Genomic DNA, 19,032 nt, shown 5'->3' with positions numbered 1-19,032 from the left:
AATTGTTAAGCGACCTCGGAAGGATCCCAACAGGTTCTAAAATTCTCATCCAAAGAATTTAAGGTTTTCATATCCGCTTCCGAAATTTTAAAATCGAAAACCTTCGAGTTTTCGATGATTCTTTCCTTTTTGACGGACTTCGGAATCACGACTATATCCTGTTCTATGGCCCAGCGGATCAAAATTTGCGCCGGTGTTTTACCGTATTGTTTCGCGATTTTGGCGATCTTTGGATCTTCGATCTTTTGACCGTGCGCAAGAGGACTATAAGCCTCGAGTTGAATTTTATGTTTTTTGCAATAATCGAATAAGTCCACCTGATTTAGAAAAGGATGATATTCTACCTGATTGACCGCGGGAGTGATCTGAGAATCTTTCAACAACTCCGCAAGATGGGTTATCGTATAATTACTAACACCGATGGATCTGCAAAGTTTATCGTGATACGCTCTTTCCAATTCTTTCCAAGAATCCATTCTTTTGGAAGTGACCGGAAAGTGAATGAGATACAGATCCACTTGATCGATTCCTAATTTTTCAAGACTCGACTCGAGCGCCTTTCTCGCTTTATCCGATCCTTGATCCGCGTTCCAGAGTTTGGTCGTGATGAAAATTTCTTTTCTCGGAATTCCGCTTTCCCGAATCGCCTTGCCCACGTCCTCTTCGTTGGAATAAATTTTCGCGGTATCGATATGTCGATAACCCGCTTCCAAAGCGTTTAGAACGGCTTCCGTACATTCTTTCCCGGATTTGGTTTTCCAAACTCCGAGTCCGAAGATCGGCATCGAAATTCCGTTGTTGAGAACCACCGATTGATTGAGAGCTTTTTCTGTCATAAAATTTCCTATGATCCTTGGACGATTCTCAAACGGGAACTAAGTTCTTAAAGATAAAAATAGGGAATAAATTCTTTCTTCTTTTTCGAACCTTGGGAAGAATGCGCTCCCCGAACGTGGATCTTTTTTCGATTTCTCTTTGGGAAAGAATTGCAAAATTCATTTCTTTGGGAACTATCAACCACCATGCAATTGAGTACAGTTTTTTCCGATTTAATTCTAAGTCTTGTCGCCCTTTTCGTCGCGTTTCAAATCAGAAGCGCCGCTTCTTACGCGAGAACAGCGGGGTTTTTCGGATTTCTAACGATCGGAGTCTCCGCCGGTTTAGGCGTGATTCACTTTTTAGGAATCGGAATCTTGGATCCGGTTTATCGTTTTTCGGTGGGGCTCGCTTCCTTTGTAGGAGTTCCCTTGATCGGAATCGGTTTCTTTCACATCGGAATCAAGAAGTTGGAAAAGAATTCCCTTTATCCGATCGCGGGAATATTATTTCTTCTTTATGTGATTTTTGGATACGTTTTCCCTTTCCCGCTTCTGTCGACCGCGTTAGGCGGAATTGCGATGGTCACCGTGATTCTCGTTTGTATCCGCAAGAATTCGGGAGGAACGAAGGTCGCGGCTCTTTACGGAATTTTGGGCGCGATTCTTTTTATTCTCGCGGGGCTCGTGATCGGAACGACCGGTTCGAGAGGGCCGATTTTAAACGTGGATATCTTTCACGTGGTTCTCGCGGTCGCTGTTTATTCCCTGAGTGTTTCTCTCAAACGATTGGGCTGATCTCCGCAGTCGCGATCCGATTAAAACATTCGAATATTCCGTATCTGGAATATTCGAATGTTAAGAAGGGATTTGTTCCGAAACCTGGGTCACCCAGGAAGCGTAGTAGTTCGCGAGCGTTCTTAAAAACATAAGATCCAATTCGTTTTCGTCTTTGAGGATTTTTACCGCGTTCGTAAACTGAAGTCTGAATTCCGTCAAAGGCGTCGTTTCCACGATCACACGTTTCATGGAAGGCGCGTTCTCTTCCATTCCGTATTCCTGCGCCCATTTTTCGATCAAACTTCCGCAGTTGTATTTTTTGGAAAGCAGAAGCTGAGCCAAAATATGACGGAACATACTTTCTATGGAAATAATCGTGATGTCCTTATGAAGAATAGAAATCTCCGTGATGATCTCGTCCTTTTTATCGATCACAACTTTTGTGTTTCCGATCTTGTTGAAAATTTTGGATAAGTCATTGTAAGCCTTGAAATTCTTCAGAATCGTTTCCCGATCCTTCATGTTCACGGTTCTTTCGTTTTCGGGAAGATTCATCTCGTTTAAAATCGTTTCGATCACGAGAAAGATGATGTCGAATGAGAATTGTGTGGACTTACCGACCAAGTAACGGATCTCGTTTTGAAACGAAGCGTGGATCGCGCTGAAGAACATTTCCAATTTATCCTGGGATAAAGTCGTGGAAGTCTTATAAAGATTGATCATGTCCTTGGTGAATTTCGCACGATCGAGAATCGGAAACAACTCGGGATGATTCGTATGAGTTCTTAAAAACGTTTCCTTTAAAACCTTAACGGCTCCTTGTCTGACTTCGTCCGTTCTATAAAGAACGCGATACAGAAGAACGGAAAGTTCACGCGATGTTTTTTTGGATTTAAGAATCTTTAGATCGGACTCGTCGAGATTCGTGGATTTGAGCGGGTTCTGGCTTTGCGCTTCTGCCATAGGCTTCTTTTTGGAACAATTGGTATGCCAATGCTGATTTGAAAAAAGGAAAAGTAAAGCGAAATTGACGGAAGGCATATATTTACATTGCTTTTTAAACCTTCTCTCATAGTTTACCCGATCGAGATGAAAATTATCGGTTCCGAAAATAAAGTCAACTATGGGGTTTTCGACGGTCCGGTTGAATTTAACTATAAAGAATTTCAACTGCTCGATTTCTTCGGAAAAGAAATTCGCGGATTAAAGAAGCGTTTTGCGTTTAAAAGGTTCAATTACATCGGCGTTATCACGGAAGAATTCTTAATCGGATTCGCCGCGGTCAGCCTCGGATATGTGTATAACGTATTCGCGTATCTGTATCATTATAAGGACGGGATTTTATACGAGTTCGACACGAAAGGGCTCGATATAGGAAGCGGATTGCGGTTTCCGGCCGATCCGGACGAATATAAGATCGAGTTCAAAAGCGGTTCTTCCTTTTTAACCGTGGATAAATCGCATTCCAAAGGCAAACTCCAAGTGAACGCCTTTTTGGGAAAAAAACTTCGATTTCGGTTTAACACGGACTTCGCATTAAAAAGTCATTCTCCCTTAAGGGTAGTGAATCCGTCCGAGCCGACTCACTGGACGTTCACCGAGAAATGTTCTCCTTTGATTCCGAATTCGATTGAACTTTCGTATCAGGACAGACCTCTCGTTTTCGATCCGAAAAAGACGACGATCGTTTACGATTGGTCCGGCGGTTATCTCAGAAGGGAAACGAACTGGTATTGGGCGGCGTTCAGCGCCATTCTTCCCGATAAAACTTCGATCGGTGCGAACTTCGCCGCGCTCGTAAACGAAACGTTCTTTTCCGAAAACGCATATTGGATCAATCATCAAAGAAGAAGGGTTCCTCGGTTGATTTTCGATTTTTCACAGAAAGATCCGTATAAACCTTGGAAAATCTACGACGAAGAAGGATTGGTCGAACTCGAGTTTAAACCCGAGGGAGAAAGAAAGGATAAGATGAATCTGATCCTGACCAAGTTATACTTCAGACAATTTGTGGGAAAATTCTCCGGAAAGTTCCGCGACGCGGACGGAAAGGACGTCGTTTTTAAGGACGTCTATGGCTTCACCGAATTCCACAGATCGCTTTGGTAAAAACCCGAAATCGGTTGAGAATATTATAATTTATGAATGTTTATGTTCCCGTCGCCTGCGATTTTTACGATCGTCTGGAGGAAATCGTTCTCAGAAAAAGAAAGGTTTCCCTGGAATGGATCGGAGAAAACGAAACACAACCCGTCAGAACTCCGAAGATCCGAATTTTGGACCTCGTATCGGCTAACAGGGAAGAATTCGCCGTTTTGGAAGGCGGGGAAAAAATACGACTGGATAAGATCCTGAAAATAGAATCGTAAAACGATTTCGCCGGACCTCTTTTGCAAACCGAAAAAACCAAAAGTAAGAATCGAATTTTATCCTTGGACTTGTTCCGCGGGATGACCGTCGCGGGGATGATTCTCGTAAACAACCCGGGTTCTTGGTCGTCCATTTATTCTCCCTTAAAACACGCGAAGTGGAACGGATGTACTCCGACTGATCTCGTCTTTCCCTTTTTTCTTTTTGCGGTGGGGGCATCCATTCCAATTTCATTGTATTCTAAAAATGGAATGAATCGAAGTAAGGTGTTTCTCGGAATTTTAATCCGAAGCATTCTGCTCGTCGCGATCGGATTGTTTCTGAGTTTTTTCGGAGAATGGTCCCTCTCGGAACTCAGAATTCCGGGAGTTTTGCAAAGAATCGGCTTTGTTTACTTTGCCGCGGCGTCTTTGTATCTTTTGTTTCCGGGAAAGAAGGTTTTGTTTTTTTTGATTCCGATTCTTTTCGTTCACACTTGGCTTTTGATTCAGATTCCGCCTCCGGGAGAATCGATCGTTTCTTTGGAAGAAGGAAAGGACATCGGAGCTTGGATCGATCGAACGATCTTCGGCGAAAAACATCTTTGGAAATTTTCCAAAACCTGGGACCCGGAAGGATTTTTTAGCGGAGTTGCCGCGATCGCGAGTTCTTTGTTCGGAGTTCTTTGCGGTTTGATTCTTTTTTCGAAAGAACGGACGAGCAAGAATCGGATCGTTTCTCTGTTCGGATTCGGCGTCTTGTTTGCGTTCGTCGGTTTGTTCTGGGATCGAAGCCTACCGATGAATAAAAGTCTTTGGACCGGAAGTTACGCGGTTTATACTTCGGGGCTCGCTTTTTTATGCGTTGGAATATTCGAATTATTGCATGTAATCGTCGGTTTTAAAAAAGACGATTCGAATCGATCCGTTTTGGAAATCGTATTTCAGCCCTTTCTCGTATTCGGAAAAAACGCGATTTTGGTTTTTGTAGGTTCGGGAATCGTAGCAAGAACCTTGAATCTTTGGACCACGATCGGAGACAAAGGAAAGTCGATCAGCGTTAAGGTTTGGTTTTACGGAAAACTGACGACGTTGATCGCGGATCCGTATTTGGCGTCACTGTTTTACGCCATTCTCCATTTGATCGTTTGGTGGGGAATCTTGAGTTTTCTGGATCGAAAGAAAATTTATTTCAAAGTATAGAATCGAAAAGAAAGAAACGCATGAAAAAACTTCGGGACTTGTCTTGCAATCGCCGTCCCGAAGTTCGGATTTTTTTAGATCACCAATTCCAGATCGCTGAATACGGGTGATTTCACTTCGTCCAGGATCTTTTTCATTGCGAGATTGCGGAGATTGTTCAATTCCATTCTTAAACTGCCTTCCAAAGAAGTTTTGGAAAGAAGATTCGAGCAATTCACCGCGACCATCTTCAGATCTTCCGTGGATTTGATCTTAGAAGAAAGAAGAAGCTGTTGGATCACGGAATATTCTTTTTTTCTAAAGTGAATTCTCAAAAGAAACGGCACGGAATAGAGTTCCGCCATCAGTTCCCATTTCGTCTTTGCCTTCGATTTAACGGTTTCAGCATTTGCGACGTAGGAATCGTTTTCAGGATGAGATTCCACTTCGTAAATCGTGGAGATCGAAACCGGTTCCGCAGTCGTATAATTCCGTTCCGGGTTGAAAGAAAGGGGAGTTTCCGAATCGCGGATCGTATCTTTGAGAATTTGGATTTTTTTGGATTCTTCGTAACGTTCCGGATGAGCCTTCATCATTTTACGGATGTCTTCGAGAAGAATGCAGGAAGAGAAAAGTTCCAAAACGGATTGGTTTTGGATCGTCGCGATCTCATCCAAAACTCTCGATAGAATCTGTTGATATCCTAAGGATTTGCGATACATCGCGTTGTATTGAAGTTCGAGATCCTTTTGGAATTTGGAAAAAAGACTTTCCGCCAAAAAGGAATCGGCGACCACATAAGCGTCCAAACCCGGCAAAGAGAAGTTCGGGTTTTGCTTTTTAAGATTTAATACGAAGATGCAGTTCGAGTCTTTGAGGAAGTTGAGAATTTTTACAACTTTCTTGTCCGAGAGGTTGAGAGTCGAACGGAAATGGTAGAACAAATCCGTGTTAGTCGGTAACTGAAAATTCTCGTTTTCCTTTTTGATTTTGTCCAGGATGATTTGCGCTAAAGTGATATCTTCCATCGTTTTGTTCCGTTTTACAAAAGAGCTTAATCTCAGTAAAATTTTTCTATCTAAACGGATAACGTTGGCGGACGGAAATTATTGACTATTTTTTTAAAAAAAGCGAAGTACCAAAGGTAAAAAAGGAGGAATGAACGGAAGGTTGAATTCATCCGAGCCTAAAGAAGGCCCGGATGAAAGGAAATTATTTACATTCTTTCTATGATCGTTGCGATTCCCATTCCGCCGCCGATACAAAGGGTAATCAACGCATAACGTTTCTGAGTTCTTTCGAGTTCGTCTAACGCGGTTCCGAGAAGAATCGCTCCGGTCGCTCCGAGCGGATGTCCGAGAGAAATCGATCCTCCGTTTACGTTGATTTTTTCGCTCGGAATTCCGAGTGATTTCTGAGTGTAAAGAACCACGGAAGCGAACGCTTCGTTGATTTCCCAAATGTCGATATCGTCCGCTTTCAATCCTGCCATCGCTAACGCTTTTTTAGAGGCGGATACGGGTCCCGTTAACATGATCGTCGGGTCTTCTCCGGTGGAAGCCATTGCTACGATTCTCGCGCGCGGTTTTAATCCGTATTTTTTGATTCCTTCGTCCGATGCGAGAAGAACGGAAGCCGCTCCGTCCACGATCCCGGAAGAGTTGCCTAACGTGTGGATGTGATTGATTTTACCGATTTCAGGATAAGACTTGAGTGCGATCGCATCCAATTCTTTTTCTCCGATCGTTTTAAAAACGGGAGCGAGATCGGAAAGCCATTCGAAAGTGGATTCGATACGCGGATTTTCATCGGTATCCACTAACGTTCCGTCTTCCGTCTTTACGGGGATGATGGATTTTTTGAAATAACCGGCTTTGATCGCTTTGTCCGCTTTGATCTGTGATGATTCCGCGAAACGATCCGCTTCTTCCCTGGAGATTCCGAACTTTGTCGCGATTAAGTCCGCGGAAATTCCTTGAGGAACCAAGTTGTAGTGTTTTTGAATATTCGGATTTCCTACATTAAAATCCCTTCCGTTCATGTCGGCTCCCATCTTTACGCGGGACATGGATTCCACTCCGCCTCCGAGTGCGATTTGCATGGATCCGGATTGAACGTGATTTGCTGCGTTGTTTACCGCTTGAAGTCCCGATCCGCAAAAACGGTTCACGGTATATCCAGGCACTGAATTCGGCCAGAGCGCCGCCATTACCGCATAACGCGCGATACATGCAGCTTGATCGTCCACTTGGGATACGCATCCCATTACGACTTCTTCTACGATTTCAGGTTTGATTCCGTTTCTTTCTTGGATTGCGTTTAGGGTCGCTGCGGAGAGTTCCTGCGGGTGAATGCTGGCAAGTGTGCCGCGCTTCTTTCCTTTTCCTCTCGGGGTTCTAACTGCGTCGATTACATAGGCGTTTGACATCTTATTACCTCGCTGTCGATTCGTCTTTTAGGATCAAATTGAACAGCTGTTTAGTGAATTTGGGTGTTCCGGTTTCTATTTTGGGAATCTACGGGAGTTTGCAATTCTTTTTGCGGGAACTCTTCGTGGGAATCAGTTTGGGGGGCCGCACCCTCCTGCATATTTCAAAGTAAAGTGAACACTATTCGGATTATCCGCAGGAGGGTCGGGCTTCTACGGGCTCGCGGAGTCCCGCTCGGTCCTTCGGACTAAACCCTCCGCATCCCTGCGGCGTGCCAGGCAGTAATGTTCAATCTCTGCGGGAACTCTTTAATACTTAAATTTATAATGAACAGAACCTCTTTACTAAAAATCAAACCCAGCTTAGCATTCAATATTATTCATACAGTATTCTTTGGATTTTTTTGGTTTTTAAATTCAAACTCCATACAAAAGAATAATATCTAACTTTATAACCGTAGGTTCCTTTCGATTTTTTGTAACGTTTAGATAGGCTAGAAAGTTGTAGTTGAATGAGAAAACAATAGAGCAAACATCTAGAAATACCGTGCGAAGCCGCGAGAACACTTAGTTGAGCCCATTCTTCAGCGTGAATGCGCGCATTAAATTTGATTAGCGAATTGCCTTGCTTTTGATACTTAATCGTAAGTGCTCGATTATTAAATCTCTTCCTGCGGGTTAAATGATGCGCATGTGTTTTGAGTAAGCTACCAAGGTTCTTTCCAATTTTCTTTCGCTCTGAATTTGGTAGTTGTCTTACAATTTTGAGCGGAACTAAAAATGTACAGGTAATTTTAGAAATGTTTAAAGAAAAAGCGATGGAACGATTAACGGAATATATGGAACTTCTCATGCTCTGTACAGTTCTGCGAGAAGTTAGCGAAAGCCGAAAAAGTAATCTTTTTTTATGATTGAGAAGAAATTCTAAATTTTATCATATATTTGTTTTTTTAAGAGTTCCCACAATCACTGAAATTACGAAAAAATCTCATCTAAGACGCGGAAATACCAGCAAGTGCCTTTCCAATCTTCGAGAAACCCATTATGGCCACCGAATTCCTGAATCGAAACTCGGACATTCCTGTTAGGATGAAGAGATAGAAAAGACTCACCTCGAATGATCGGATCATCTTTAGAAGTAACGATGGTCGTTGGAATTAAAATTTGAGAAAGTTCTTTTTCTCCAAGAGTATAAGTCCCAAAATACTGATCAAGATCGCTGAAGTCGTCGGTGGATTCTATGAGTCTCGCCGTCATTTTCATTACGGATTTTTCCTTAAGTATTTTCTCATAAGGAACTAATGTAGGAAAATGTTTTTGCTTTTTTTCAATCGACTGTTTCCATTTTTTAAGGAAGTATTTGCCGATGATAAATTTACTATCCATTAGAATTGTTGCATCTTTCGGATGGATTGCTGGAGAAATTGCAATGCATTCTTTTAGTTGATTGAGTTTCTTTTCGGGTCTAGATTGAGAATGAACTCGTGCAACTCTCAGTGTAAAGTTCCCGCCTAAAGAAAAACCGGCAACGTAAACCGGAACATTCTTATCAGCAAGAAACGTTGCCTTTCGAACTGCTTCATAGGTTTCGTCTATAAGGCTTCCATTGAATGGCCCAGGATTGAGATGATGGGTATCCCCGTGGTCTCTATAATTTAAACGAAAAATATCGTAGCCCTTTTCATAAAAGTAGTGAGAAGTTCTCAAGATATAAGTTGAATTAATGCTTCCTTCCCAACCGTGCAATAAAACTATAAATCCTTTTGATTTTTGACTCTTTTGTTTACTCAAAGATCCTTCTAACTTCACTCCTCGCCCCGCATCTAAAATCATTCTTTCCGAATTAGTTAAAAAAGGCATTTCGTCCGGTAAATTCCAAGCTAAAGAGGCAAGCGCAGTTTGGATAAAAGGAAATTTCAGAATTCCCGCAGGCTTAAATTGGGGGGTCGTGAGATTCTTGAACATAATAACATTTCGCAAGATTGAATTTCCTGGAAAAGTCTTTTTAACGCGGGAACTCTTAGAAATTTCTTCGAAAGAATCTGCTCAATTATAACTCGATCTTTTATATTGAAATTAATGGAGAAAAAAACTGGCTTTTAGAGGACGTTTCAAAAAATATAAGAACAGCACATATTTTCTTAAATTAGGAGTTTATCTTAAAGTGAAGAATCAACGTTCTTTTTTTTATTCATTTTTTAACAATTCACGGCTTGGATACTTCATTTTGATTCCATTCTTATTTTATTCATGCACAACTTTGGAATTGAATTCCGTAAAAGGAGGTGAAAGTCTAAATCTTGCGTCGAATTCTCAGAAAGAATCTAACGTAAACGAAAGTGTTCCCGCAAATTGCAAACCAACCGCCAAGAAATACCAATGGTATATCCTTTTCGGATCGGTTCCGATCAACAAAATTGACACTGTCGAACTTTTACCCGACAGCAATCGCAGTTATAGAGTGATTTTAAGAACTTCCTGGCTGGATGGGATCCTCAGCACATTTTTAGGAATAGCGGCATCAATCACTCGAAAAACCATCGATGTAGAGAACTGCGATCTACGAGACTCTTCGTCGTTGAAAAATTCAACTCCCAATGGTGTCGAAAAAACTGAGAAAGAACTTTCCAAGGCTGATGCTGTAAAAATTAAAGAAGAATTTATCAAACAAAATGAAAAACAGTGGAAGGAAGAATTGCAGGAGAAAATCCATTCTTCATTGAGCGAAGAACTTGAAAGCGCTTGGAATAAAGAAATTAAACATTCGAAAAATCTTTCGATTCTTTTTTTGAAATCGGGTGAGATTGTAAAAGGAACTGTGACTCGGATCGACGGCGATGGCGTAAAGCTGTTCTCTAAGGGTAAGGAAAGAATCTTCCGACGCGCAGACGTTCAGAGAGTCCGATTTCAGGATTAAGGGTTCAGGATTTTAAGTATGATACGTTTTCGATTGCTCTTCTTCAGAATCTTTCTTTTGTGTTTTCTTTTTTTGAATGTTTCTTGTTATTTGAATCCATATTTTAAGGATCTTGTTTCTCCTGAGAAAGAAGAAGATTCTCCGATTCCCGCTTTGATTCTTTTGATTGCGGGAACTACTCCAGTGATTCAGGGTGAAACGATATTTTTTCCTTTGTCTGGTCTTACTTGGATGCGATGTTCTCGAGGTCAAACTTATGATGCGGCTTCTGATTCTTGCTCTGGATCTTTGGTTGCTCCTCAATATTGCACTACTTCCGACAATCAGTGTAACGGATCGCTTGGTGGAACTTTGAGTTCAGGCCCCGCTTTTGATTCTTGTTCAACGTTTAGCATTGCTGGTAGAACCATGACATGGAGAGTTCCCACGCATGCGGAATTGAAGGGATTAGTTTATTGTTCCAATGGAACGGACTTAGCGAATTCAAAGGATAATACGAAGGCTTGTTCTTCGACAGGAGCGGGTTTTGACGTTCCGACAATCCGTAAAGATTGGTTTCCCGGTAATCCGGCGAATAACCCAATTGAATTTTGGTCGAGCACGAGCGATCCTGTGGACCCAACGATCGCTTGGAGAGTTAATTTTACCACCGGGATCACAAATACGAGTATCGTGAAGGTTTCGTCCGGCAATATCCGTTGCGTGAGTTCCCGCTAAAAACACAGTCTCCCAGCCAATGACTTGAAAATCGCGGGAACTCCCCGCGAAACTTCCTTATTTCTAAAAATTCTCTCTTGACAGGAAACAGCTAAATCAAAAATTGTTTCCTAATAGGAAACAATAAATACCATTACTGTTTCCGGGCTCAAACAAACCGACCCAAAAGCAGGAGATTCTAAAATGAACCTAGCATCGCTTTCGATCAAAAGACCCATCTTTATTACCTGTACGGTCTTGCTCATCCTAGTTGCGGGATATCTTTCATTAAACAAACTCGGGGTCGATTTATTCCCCAACGTAACGATTCCGGTCGTAACGGTGACCGTTCCTTATCCGGGAGCGGCCCCCAACGAAATCGAAACCCTTGTCGCCAAGCCGGTCGAAGACGAACTCTCCACAATCTCCGGAGTAAAAAGAGTCAAGTCGATCTGTAACGAAGGCGTGGGAACCGTTGTCGTAGAGTTCACACTCGAAACCGACGTCAAATACGCCGAGCAACAAGTTCGTGACAAAGTCTCCAGCGTAAAACCGAAACTACCGGACGACGCAAAAGAACCGGTCATTCGAAGAATCGATCCTGCCGATCAACCGATTTTAATCATCGCTTTGAGAGCCGATCTACCGGAAGCGGAACTTTACGACATCGCAAACGAAGAAGTAAAACAAATTCTCCTTACGACTAAGGACGTTGGAAACGTAAACATCTACGGAGGACGCAAAAGAGAAATTCACGTAGAGTTGGATCGAAACAAACTCAAAGAACACATGATTCCCGCTTTTGTCGTGGCGAACAGACTCGCATCGGGAGGAATGAACATCCCCGCGGGAAAAGTAAGTAAGACCGATAAAGAACTCGTATATAGAACGATCAACGAATTCCAATCTCCACAAGAAATCAGAGATACCCCTATATCGCTTTTCGGAAACGAGGTTCCGATCAAGATCGGACAACTCGGAGAAGTGAAGGACACAGTGGAAGACGAAACTTCTCGCGCATACTTTAACGGTAAGAAGGCGGTCTTCCTTTTAGTCTATAAACAATCCGGATCGAACACGGTCGCGGTCGCACAAGCGGTTAAGAAGAAGGTTTCTGAAATCAATCTTGATCTTGCGAAAAGAAAAGGATCTCCCGAGCTGACTGCGGCGAACGATTCTTCCATAACGATCGACAACAATATCTACGACGTTAAGGAAACGATCATCATCGGAATCATTCTCACGATCATTGTCGTATTATTATTCTTAGGAAGCGTAAGATCCACGTTGATCACCGGACTCGCACTTCCGAACTCTCTTTTAGGCGCGTTTATTCTTATGGCGATCGCGGGTTTCACCGTGAACGTGATGACTCTTCTCGCGCTAAGTCTTGCGGTAGGTCTTCTGATCGACGACGCGATTGTGGTTCGGGAGAATATCTTCAGACATAGGGAGATGGGAAAAACGGCGAGAGAAGCGTCCATCGAAGGAACCAAAGAGGTAACGTTAGCCGTAATCGCAACCACGATGACGGTGATCGCAGTGTTTATGCCGATCGCGTTCATCAGCGGGGTAGTGGGACAGTTTTTAAGAGAATTCGGTTTGACCGTTTGTTTCGCTCTTTTGATTTCCCTCTACGACGCTCTTACGATCGCTCCGATGTTGTCCGCGTATTTCGGGGGAAAGATCGGAAATCACGGAAATAAACCCGGTCACGGACACGATGCAATTCCGGAAATCACGACACAGTCCGCAAAAGGAAAAACAAAGACAAAAGGTGCGGCGGCGACTACGGCTTTGGAGGAAATCGCATATTCCAAAATTCGTTCTCAGAATAACGCTTCCAAAGGTATTCTTTCCAAAATCTTCTCTCCGATCCTTACCGTTCTCGGAAAACTGGAAAGCGGTCTGGATTCTATATTAAGCATATTTAATGTGTTTCAATCTTGGCTGGAGGAGAAATACGCTTCTATTCTCAAGTTCACCTTAAAAAGACCGATGTTTATTCTTTCCAGCGCGGTTTTGATCTTCGTAGTGAGTTTGGTTCTTACCAAGTTCATTCCGAAAACGTTTCTTCCCGCGCAGGACGAGGGAAAATTCTCCGTAACCTTGGATATGCCTCCGGGAACTTCCGTGGAAAAGATGGCACAGGTCGCGCAACAAGTGGATCAAAAAATCCGTTCTTATAAGGAAATCAAACTCGTCGCGATGTTCAACACGAACCGCAACACGAATATGTTCGTGGAGATGGTGCCTTCTAAAAACAGAACGATGAACACGACTCAGTTCAAAGCGTTTCTTCGTAAGGAGCTGACCGAATTCTCCTTTGCGAATCCGATCGTGAAGGACATCGACAACGTGGGCGGCGGTCAAAGACCGTTTACTCTTACCGTGAGCGGACAAAGGGGAGACGTTGTGGAAGACTATGCGAAGAAGTTGTTCGCACGTCTTCAAAAATCCCCCGCGCTTCTCGACGTGGATACGAGTTACAGAGCGGGAGCTCCCGAGTTTAGAGTGGTTCCCGATCGTGAAAGAGAAGTTTTGCTCGGCGTTCCGGGAACTACGATCGGAACGGAGCTCCGAACTCTTGTCGAAGGAACCACGCCCGCGGTTTATAGGGAGAATGGAGTCGAGTATGATATCCGCGTTCGACTCAAGGATTCTCAAAGAGATTTGAAGGATAACTTTTACAACTCCTTCGTTCCGAACTTCAACAACCGTTTGATTCCGATTCAAAACGTAGCGAAGGCGGAAGAAACAACCGGTCTTGCCACGATCAATCGTCTCAATCGAAACAAATCCGTGGAGATCTATGCGGACGTGAATCCGAAAGGTCCCGGTATGGGCGGTGCGATGGAAGAGGTCGCAAAGATCAGTCAATCCGAACTTCCTTTGCCTCCCGGCGTTAAGATCGGATATTCCGGACAAGCGGAAAGCTTTAAGGAGATGGGAACGTCCATGGCGATCGCGATGGGACTCGGAGTTCTATTCATCTACATGGTGTTAGCTTCTCTTTATGAAAGTTTTATCACTCCGATCGCGATCATGCTCGTATTGCCTCTCGCGCTTTGCGGCGCCTTTATCGCGCTTTTCTTGACCCAAAAATCCTTGGACATCTTTTCGATGATCGGTTTGATCATGTTGATCGGGGTCGCGACGAAGAACTCCATTCTTCTCGTGGATTTTACCAATCAGCTTTTGGATCAAGGCAAGGAGATGAAGGAAGCGATCGTCGAAGCGGGCAGAGAAAGACTTAGGCCGATTCTTATGACTTCCTTTGCTCTGATCGCCGGTATGCTTCCGATCGCGATCGGTCTCAACGAGGCTTCCCGTCAAAGAACGAGTATGGGGGTTGCGATCATCGGAGGTTTGATTTCTTCCACCATTCTTACCTTAGTGGTGGTTCCGGCGGCTTTCTCTTATATAGAAAGATTGAATCAGTTCGTGAGAAGAAATTCTCCGAATCCGGACGCATAAGGGATCAAAAAAGAGTTTCGTAAATAGAGTAAGCGGGTGAGAATGAGTGCGATGGATCAGGATGATGTAAAACATCGGATTATGGATAAAGCGCTTGAGCTTTTTCTAAAATACGGTTATGCGAAAACCAAGATGGAGGAGATCGCAAGAATCCTGAAAATCTCGCGCAAAACTTTGTATAAACATTTCGAAAATAAGAATCATCTTCTTTTCGAAATTCTCACCCGCAAACACGGAATCATGAGTTCTAAAATTCAGGAGATCAGCGAGGACGATTCTCTTTCCGTTCACGAAAAGATCCAAGCGATCAACGAGTTTAAGATCTGCCAGTTCCCTTCGGGCGCCAACGAATTCATTTTGGAAATCCGGGATCAGGCCCCCGATCACTACGCGTATATCAAGGAAGTGAGAATGGAATCCGTTTCCAAATCGGTGCAGGCCTTGATCAAACAAGGAATCGAAAAGGGTGAAATTCGTAAGGAGCTCAATCCTACGATTTTCGCCGCGCTTCTCAATTCCGCGATCGAGATGACCGCGACTCCGGAACTTCTTTTGAATTCTCCGTTGTCGATGGCGCAGTTGCAGGGCGAGATTCATGAAATTCTGTTTTATGGAATCATGACCTGCCCGATGTCCTCTAAATCATCCTGAAGATTGGGGAGTTCCCGCAATTTCCTGGAAGTCTTGTCGGAACACCGGGCTTTTTTCCGTTCCATCCTGATCTCAAACGCAAGAGTTCCCGCAAATTCCCCCTCGAAGGCCGGGCCTCACCGGAAAACCTTGCCTTCCATACCCGGTCCCCACATCCGAAAAGAACTTTCCCCTTCTAAACTTGTTCCGACAAATCTTTCGAATGAAAATCGCTTGCAACGGAAATCGCTTTCATCTTGTTCCACTCGATTTGAATTTCATCCAGAGACAATTCTCCCCTTCCGGATTCTTCGGAGATTTTTTTCAAGATCGGTTGTAGTCTTCCCGCTTGTTCCAAGCTGATGTCTTCGCCCGCGTCTCGGAGAATACAAAACACCGCGCTTCTACCCGATTGACTCGTAAACTCGATTCGATCTCCTTCGGGTCTACCGATCAACGCGGCGTCAAACGCGCGATAGGCGCCCTTTTGTAAATGGCGCGTTTTAGCGACGCCGTCCTGATGAATTCCGGATCGATGAGAAATCACGTCTTCGCCGATCAGAGGAGCCTTTTCGTAAATAGGAATATCCGAAAGATAAGAAACCAAACGGGACGTTTCATAGATCGCGGAAAAGTTCAGAGGAACGTTGACTCCGCAGTTATGAAGAGCGATCGCAACCTCGTAAGTGTTCGTGTTACCCGCTCTTTCACCAAGTCCGTTTAATGCGGTCTCGAGTTGAACGGCGCCTGAAAAATAAGATTCAACGGTCGTCGCTGTCGCCATTCCCAAATCGTTATGCGTATGAATCGAAATCTTAGAATCTTCCGGCAACGCGTTCGTCACCGCCTTGACCATGGAAACGAACAACCAAGGACGATAACGTTCCACTGTGTTCGGAAGATTGACGACGTCGGCTCCGTAATTCAACGCAGTTCGGAACGCTTCGACGGCAAAGTCCAAATTCTCCAGAGAATCTCCGAAATGTTCACCGGAGAATTGAACCTCTCCTCTCGAACCGACGAGACTTTTCGCATACGCGACCGATTCGGAAATTCTTTCCAAAACTTTTTCCTCGGTCGTTTTCAAAACGTTTTGAATCGTAAACGCGGAGATCGGATATACGATATGAATTCTCGGCTTAGGCGCTCGTTGAATCGCCTTCCAAGAAATTTCGATTTCCTTTTCAACCGCGCGAGAAAGGGAAGAGATCACAACATTCTCCGGAGCGATGGAAGAAAGATAACTGCAGGCTTCGAATTCCTGATCGTTCGAAGAAGCGAAACCAACTTCGATTCCTTGAACACCGAGTTTCAAAAGTTGTTTAAAGATCGTTTCCTTTTGATCGAGGTTCCAAGGTTTGCGAAGCGCTTGGTTTCCGTCTCTCAAAGTCACGTCCATAAAAAAGGGCGGATGTTTGGGGAGAGGGTTCTGAAGAATATCAGAAAATGATTGTATTTCTTTTGAATTGCCGAAAGCGATCGCGTTATGCGCCGCTTGCACGTTTCCCGATTCCGAATCTTGTTTCATTGTTTTCTCCTTAACCGGCCGGCTTCAGGAGTGGGTTTCCGAGCGGGGAGAATTCCCCGGAAACAAAAAAGCCCACTCCAGGAGGAGCAGGCTCGTGTGTTTTTATTACAACTCTACCGGCTCCCCCTAACTAAGGAGGAGAATTAGCTCTGATGAGAGCGGTAGTAGAGTTACGTTGCGAAACATATACTATCAGACTCGGAACGAATCCGAAAAAATACAAGAATTTTTTAATTCGTTTATCAATTCTGTTCCGGTTTTTGGATCAGGGTCCAAATTCCTTCGGACTCGATATTCTTATCCTCGATCAGGGTTTTGAGTTCTGCGACTTCTTTTTTCATAGGTTCCGGAACGGGAAGTTTTTCCAATTCGCGAAAGAATTCCCTGGCTTCGGCAAGTTTTTCCGATTTGAGATAACAAAACGAAATTGCATACAAAGATACGATGTCCTTTCGTTCTTCGATCGAAACGGACAAATAAAGATCGATCGCCTTTTTATAATTGCCGGTTCCCGTATAAAGAGAGGCCAGATTCTTTTTTGCGTTTACGTTGTTCTCGTCGATTTCCAAGACCTTCGTGAATTGAATCTCCGCCTTGGGTTTGTCCTTTTTCTTCGCGTATAAAACGCCGAGCCCGACTCTCGCGGCCACAAAACTTTCGTTTAAGGAAATCGCCTTGAGCAGTTTTTCCTCGGCGGGTTCCAATTCGTTCAAGTGAGAATGGCACATCCCTAAATGATAGTTTCCGATCGGATCTTCCGGATCGTTTTGAAGATATTGTATAAGAGCCGCTTTGGCTCCGGGAAGATCTCCCTTTTTAACGAATTCAAGCGCTTGTTGCAGTGTCATGGGATCTACTTCAATGAAATCGGATTCACCGATTTTGGAAAGTTTTTTCCTGAGTCCGATTATTTTTACCTTTAACATTCGACGCGTCTCGATAAAATAACCGAAAGAATCGTTCCGATCCGTAAAGGAGGAAGGCAATGTCTTACATGGCGGTGGGATCCAGACAAATTCTGTTTTCAGATTCGATTGCGCCGGTATCGACCGGTTCCTCTCCGAGGGAAATCGTAGCCGCTCAGGACAACCAAACCAAAAGTCCGGATACACAGGTGGTTTCTCCGGGTTCTCCTCCGCCTTCGATCGGAAATAATATCGACGTATACGTTTAACGCGGGAGCGCTATGACCCATTTTTTATTTTCCTTAATATTGATGTCCCTTGTCGTCGAGTTTATCTTTCCCTTGATTCATCCCGATTTTCACGTAGTAGGCGGCTGGATCAATTCGATCATCGTGGTAGTCGCGTTCGTAATCATCAACGCGGTGATGCGTTTGATTCTGATCATCATGACGCTCGGAATCGGAATCGTCTTTTATTATCTGAGTTTGGGTTTGATCGGTCTGATCATCAACGCTTGGGTGATTCTCATCATCGGAGATTGGTTTCCCGGAACCTTATCCGTTCCCGGTTTTTGGTCCGCGTTTTTGGGAGGAGTTCTTTTGGTTCTCGCGAATTACGTAGGTAAGACCGAAGCCAAGGATAGAAAAAAGGAAAAGGCAAACACGTAAGGGGTGCGCGCGACAGTTCTTGCGTAAATTGGAATATTTGAGAATTCTAATTTAAGTTCTCGCGGCCCTGAAATAATCCTTAAGAATGGAATCCACTTCCTCGTAAGTGCAATAACCTCTGGTTAGGATTCCGTTCTCCGTTCCGTCCGAAAAAACCAAACTCGGAAACGCTCCCACTCCCAAAGAAAAACCGAAATAAAAATCGTTTCTCGTTTCCAGATCGGTGTCTTTGTCTTCGAAAACCGTTTTGAATGTCGCCGCGGGAATTCCGAATTTTTCGGCGAGATTTTCGAAGGTTTCGTACGAAGTCGGATCAGAATTCTCGAGATAAAAAGCCTTGGAAAGTGCATTCAAATAATTGAATGCGATCAGCGGATCGATTTTTTGGACGCTGATCACCGCCTTACAAGAAGGAAAAGAATCGTATTTGAAATCTTTTCGGTTGAGGAAGTCCGTGTTGAAGGGTTGTTTTGTGATCGATTCCGCGTCCTTCCATTCGTGTTTTAAGATTCTTGCAAGTTCCGGTGTTAAGAATTCGGAGCTGTCCTCAAACCGAAGACCTCCCAGGACGAGGGAGAATCGAATCTTATCCTTGTAGGTTTCTCGGATTTTTTCTACGACCGGCCCGAATCCGTAACACCAAGGGCAAAGCGGATCG

General features: G+C 43.8%; 19 protein-coding genes (1 of these 19 cut by a window edge). 10 read left to right on the top strand and 9 right to left on the bottom strand.

Annotation, left to right across the window (positions count from 1 at the left end; all coding sequences use genetic code 11):
* Positions 1 to 5: 5 nt before the first annotated feature.
* Positions 6 to 836 (bottom strand): aldo/keto reductase, encoded by an 831-nt coding sequence (locus LEP1GSC052_RS12535; protein WP_010573891.1) that lies wholly within the window; start codon positions 834 to 836, stop codon positions 6 to 8.
* Between the two features lie 186 nt (positions 837 to 1,022).
* On the opposite strand from LEP1GSC052_RS12535, the gene LEP1GSC052_RS12530 reads away from it, so the two are divergent.
* On the top strand, positions 1,023 to 1,613 hold the full coding sequence (locus LEP1GSC052_RS12530) for a hypothetical protein (protein WP_010573892.1): 591 nt from the start codon (positions 1,023 to 1,025) through the stop codon (positions 1,611 to 1,613).
* A 60-nt stretch (positions 1,614 to 1,673) separates the two neighbouring features.
* Here the strand turns inward: LEP1GSC052_RS12530 and LEP1GSC052_RS12525 are convergent, their stop codons facing one another.
* The gene (locus LEP1GSC052_RS12525; protein WP_020986481.1) at positions 1,674 to 2,558 is read right to left on the bottom strand and encodes an LIC_13029 family protein; all 885 of its coding nucleotides are present in this window, start codon (positions 2,556 to 2,558) and stop codon (positions 1,674 to 1,676) included.
* Between the two features lie 126 nt (positions 2,559 to 2,684).
* On the opposite strand from LEP1GSC052_RS12525, the gene LEP1GSC052_RS12520 reads away from it, so the two are divergent.
* The 3 genes from LEP1GSC052_RS12520 to LEP1GSC052_RS12510 all read left to right on the top strand — a co-directional run bounded on the left by LEP1GSC052_RS12520 (position 2,685) and on the right by LEP1GSC052_RS12510 (position 5,146).
* Entirely contained in the window at positions 2,685 to 3,704 is a 1,020-nt protein-coding gene (locus LEP1GSC052_RS12520) for a DUF2804 domain-containing protein (protein WP_040913535.1), read from the top strand.
* A 32-nt stretch (positions 3,705 to 3,736) separates the two neighbouring features.
* Positions 3,737 to 3,964, top strand: a complete 228-nt coding sequence (locus LEP1GSC052_RS12515) for a hypothetical protein (RefSeq protein WP_010573895.1) — start codon at positions 3,737 to 3,739, stop codon at positions 3,962 to 3,964.
* Positions 3,965 to 4,045: 81 nt separating this feature from the next.
* Positions 4,046 to 5,146, top strand: a complete 1,101-nt coding sequence (locus LEP1GSC052_RS12510) for an acyltransferase family protein (RefSeq protein WP_156892150.1) — start codon at positions 4,046 to 4,048, stop codon at positions 5,144 to 5,146.
* A gap of 74 nt (positions 5,147 to 5,220) precedes the next feature.
* Here LEP1GSC052_RS12510 and LEP1GSC052_RS12505 read toward each other — a convergent pair whose 3' ends face one another.
* From LEP1GSC052_RS12505 to LEP1GSC052_RS12495, 4 genes are all read right to left on the bottom strand, one after another.
* A complete protein-coding gene (locus LEP1GSC052_RS12505) occupies positions 5,221 to 6,153 on the bottom strand; it encodes a hypothetical protein (protein WP_010573896.1) in 933 nt (310 codons plus the stop codon).
* A gap of 188 nt (positions 6,154 to 6,341) precedes the next feature.
* Positions 6,342 to 7,553, bottom strand: coding sequence for an acetyl-CoA C-acetyltransferase (locus LEP1GSC052_RS12500; RefSeq protein WP_010573897.1), 1,212 nt, complete (start codon positions 7,551 to 7,553; stop codon positions 6,342 to 6,344).
* A gap of 376 nt (positions 7,554 to 7,929) precedes the next feature.
* A complete protein-coding gene (locus LEP1GSC052_RS21805; RefSeq protein ID WP_084492227.1) occupies positions 7,930 to 8,406 on the bottom strand; it encodes a DUF1564 family protein in 477 nt (158 codons plus the stop codon).
* Positions 8,407 to 8,528: 122 nt separating this feature from the next.
* The gene (locus LEP1GSC052_RS12495; protein ID WP_010573899.1) at positions 8,529 to 9,518 is read right to left on the bottom strand and encodes a YheT family hydrolase; all 990 of its coding nucleotides are present in this window, start codon (positions 9,516 to 9,518) and stop codon (positions 8,529 to 8,531) included.
* Positions 9,519 to 9,717: 199 nt separating this feature from the next.
* On the opposite strand from LEP1GSC052_RS12495, the gene LEP1GSC052_RS12490 reads away from it, so the two are divergent.
* From LEP1GSC052_RS12490 to LEP1GSC052_RS12475, 4 genes are all read left to right on the top strand, one after another.
* Entirely contained in the window at positions 9,718 to 10,470 is a 753-nt protein-coding gene (locus LEP1GSC052_RS12490) for an LIC_13076 family protein (RefSeq protein ID WP_010573900.1), read from the top strand.
* Between the two features lie 18 nt (positions 10,471 to 10,488).
* Positions 10,489 to 11,187 carry an Lcl C-terminal domain-containing protein gene (locus LEP1GSC052_RS12485; RefSeq protein WP_020985860.1) on the top strand — a complete coding sequence of 233 codons (699 nt, stop codon included), beginning with the start codon at positions 10,489 to 10,491 and terminating at the stop codon, positions 11,185 to 11,187.
* 183 nt (positions 11,188 to 11,370) lie between these two features.
* Positions 11,371 to 14,643, top strand: coding sequence for an efflux RND transporter permease subunit (locus LEP1GSC052_RS12480; RefSeq protein ID WP_010573903.1), 3,273 nt, complete (start codon positions 11,371 to 11,373; stop codon positions 14,641 to 14,643).
* Between the two features lie 42 nt (positions 14,644 to 14,685).
* Positions 14,686 to 15,294, top strand: coding sequence for a TetR/AcrR family transcriptional regulator (locus tag LEP1GSC052_RS12475; RefSeq protein ID WP_010573904.1), 609 nt, complete (start codon positions 14,686 to 14,688; stop codon positions 15,292 to 15,294).
* A 175-nt stretch (positions 15,295 to 15,469) separates the two neighbouring features.
* On the opposite strand, the gene leuA2 is transcribed toward LEP1GSC052_RS12475, so the two are convergent.
* Both leuA2 and LEP1GSC052_RS12465 read right to left on the bottom strand, forming a co-directional pair.
* On the bottom strand, positions 15,470 to 16,801 hold the full coding sequence (gene leuA2 / locus LEP1GSC052_RS12470) for a 2-isopropylmalate synthase LeuA2 (RefSeq protein WP_010573905.1): 1,332 nt from the start codon (positions 16,799 to 16,801) through the stop codon (positions 15,470 to 15,472).
* A 242-nt stretch (positions 16,802 to 17,043) separates the two neighbouring features.
* The gene (locus LEP1GSC052_RS12465) at positions 17,044 to 17,649 is read right to left on the bottom strand and encodes a tetratricopeptide repeat protein (RefSeq protein WP_040913533.1); all 606 of its coding nucleotides are present in this window, start codon (positions 17,647 to 17,649) and stop codon (positions 17,044 to 17,046) included.
* A 137-nt stretch (positions 17,650 to 17,786) separates the two neighbouring features.
* Between LEP1GSC052_RS12465 and LEP1GSC052_RS12460 the strand changes: the two genes are divergently transcribed.
* Both LEP1GSC052_RS12460 and LEP1GSC052_RS12455 read left to right on the top strand, forming a co-directional pair.
* Positions 17,787 to 17,975: a hypothetical protein gene (locus tag LEP1GSC052_RS12460; protein WP_010573907.1), complete on the top strand. Its 189-nt coding sequence runs from the start codon at positions 17,787 to 17,789 to the stop codon at positions 17,973 to 17,975.
* 12 nt (positions 17,976 to 17,987) lie between these two features.
* Complete coding sequence (locus LEP1GSC052_RS12455) at positions 17,988 to 18,374, top strand: phage holin family protein (protein WP_010573908.1); 387 nt, start codon at positions 17,988 to 17,990, stop codon at positions 18,372 to 18,374.
* Positions 18,375 to 18,425: 51 nt separating this feature from the next.
* On the opposite strand, the gene LEP1GSC052_RS12450 is transcribed toward LEP1GSC052_RS12455, so the two are convergent.
* Positions 18,426 to 19,032 carry the 3' portion of a DsbA family protein gene (locus LEP1GSC052_RS12450; RefSeq protein ID WP_010573909.1) on the bottom strand. It continues 44 nt past the right edge of the window, so 607 of the gene's 651 nt are visible here — the last part of the coding sequence; the start codon falls outside the window, past its right edge; its stop codon occupies positions 18,426 to 18,428.

Source organism: Leptospira kmetyi serovar Malaysia str. Bejo-Iso9 (genome assembly GCF_000243735.2).
In the GTDB taxonomy this organism is placed as follows: Bacteria; Spirochaetota; Leptospiria; order Leptospirales; family Leptospiraceae; genus Leptospira; species Leptospira kmetyi.
This window is presented reverse-complemented; position numbering and strand designations above follow the sequence as displayed.

Coding starts and splice junctions, on each gene's coding strand:
- LEP1GSC052_RS12535 (WP_010573891.1), bottom strand. CDS start 836: ATGACAGAAAAAGCTCTCAATCAATCGGTGGTTCTCAACAACGGAATT.
- LEP1GSC052_RS12530 (WP_010573892.1), top strand. CDS start 1,023: ATGCAATTGAGTACAGTTTTTTCCGATTTAATTCTAAGTCTTGTCGCC.
- LEP1GSC052_RS12525 (WP_020986481.1), bottom strand. CDS start 2,558: ATGGCAGAAGCGCAAAGCCAGAACCCGCTCAAATCCACGAATCTCGAC.
- LEP1GSC052_RS12520 (WP_040913535.1), top strand. CDS start 2,685: ATGAAAATTATCGGTTCCGAAAATAAAGTCAACTATGGGGTTTTCGAC.
- LEP1GSC052_RS12515 (WP_010573895.1), top strand. CDS start 3,737: ATGAATGTTTATGTTCCCGTCGCCTGCGATTTTTACGATCGTCTGGAG.
- LEP1GSC052_RS12510 (WP_156892150.1), top strand. CDS start 4,046: ATGACCGTCGCGGGGATGATTCTCGTAAACAACCCGGGTTCTTGGTCG.
- LEP1GSC052_RS12505 (WP_010573896.1), bottom strand. CDS start 6,153: ATGGAAGATATCACTTTAGCGCAAATCATCCTGGACAAAATCAAAAAG.
- LEP1GSC052_RS12500 (WP_010573897.1), bottom strand. CDS start 7,553: ATGTCAAACGCCTATGTAATCGACGCAGTTAGAACCCCGAGAGGAAAA.
- LEP1GSC052_RS21805 (WP_084492227.1), bottom strand. CDS start 8,406: ATGAGAAGTTCCATATATTCCGTTAATCGTTCCATCGCTTTTTCTTTA.
- LEP1GSC052_RS12495 (WP_010573899.1), bottom strand. CDS start 9,518: ATGTTCAAGAATCTCACGACCCCCCAATTTAAGCCTGCGGGAATTCTG.
- LEP1GSC052_RS12485 (WP_020985860.1), top strand. CDS start 10,489: ATGATACGTTTTCGATTGCTCTTCTTCAGAATCTTTCTTTTGTGTTTT.
- LEP1GSC052_RS12480 (WP_010573903.1), top strand. CDS start 11,371: ATGAACCTAGCATCGCTTTCGATCAAAAGACCCATCTTTATTACCTGT.
- LEP1GSC052_RS12475 (WP_010573904.1), top strand. CDS start 14,686: ATGAGTGCGATGGATCAGGATGATGTAAAACATCGGATTATGGATAAA.
- leuA2 (WP_010573905.1), bottom strand. CDS start 16,801: ATGAAACAAGATTCGGAATCGGGAAACGTGCAAGCGGCGCATAACGCG.
- LEP1GSC052_RS12465 (WP_040913533.1), bottom strand. CDS start 17,649: ATGACACTGCAACAAGCGCTTGAATTCGTTAAAAAGGGAGATCTTCCC.
- LEP1GSC052_RS12460 (WP_010573907.1), top strand. CDS start 17,787: ATGTCTTACATGGCGGTGGGATCCAGACAAATTCTGTTTTCAGATTCG.
- LEP1GSC052_RS12455 (WP_010573908.1), top strand. CDS start 17,988: ATGACCCATTTTTTATTTTCCTTAATATTGATGTCCCTTGTCGTCGAG.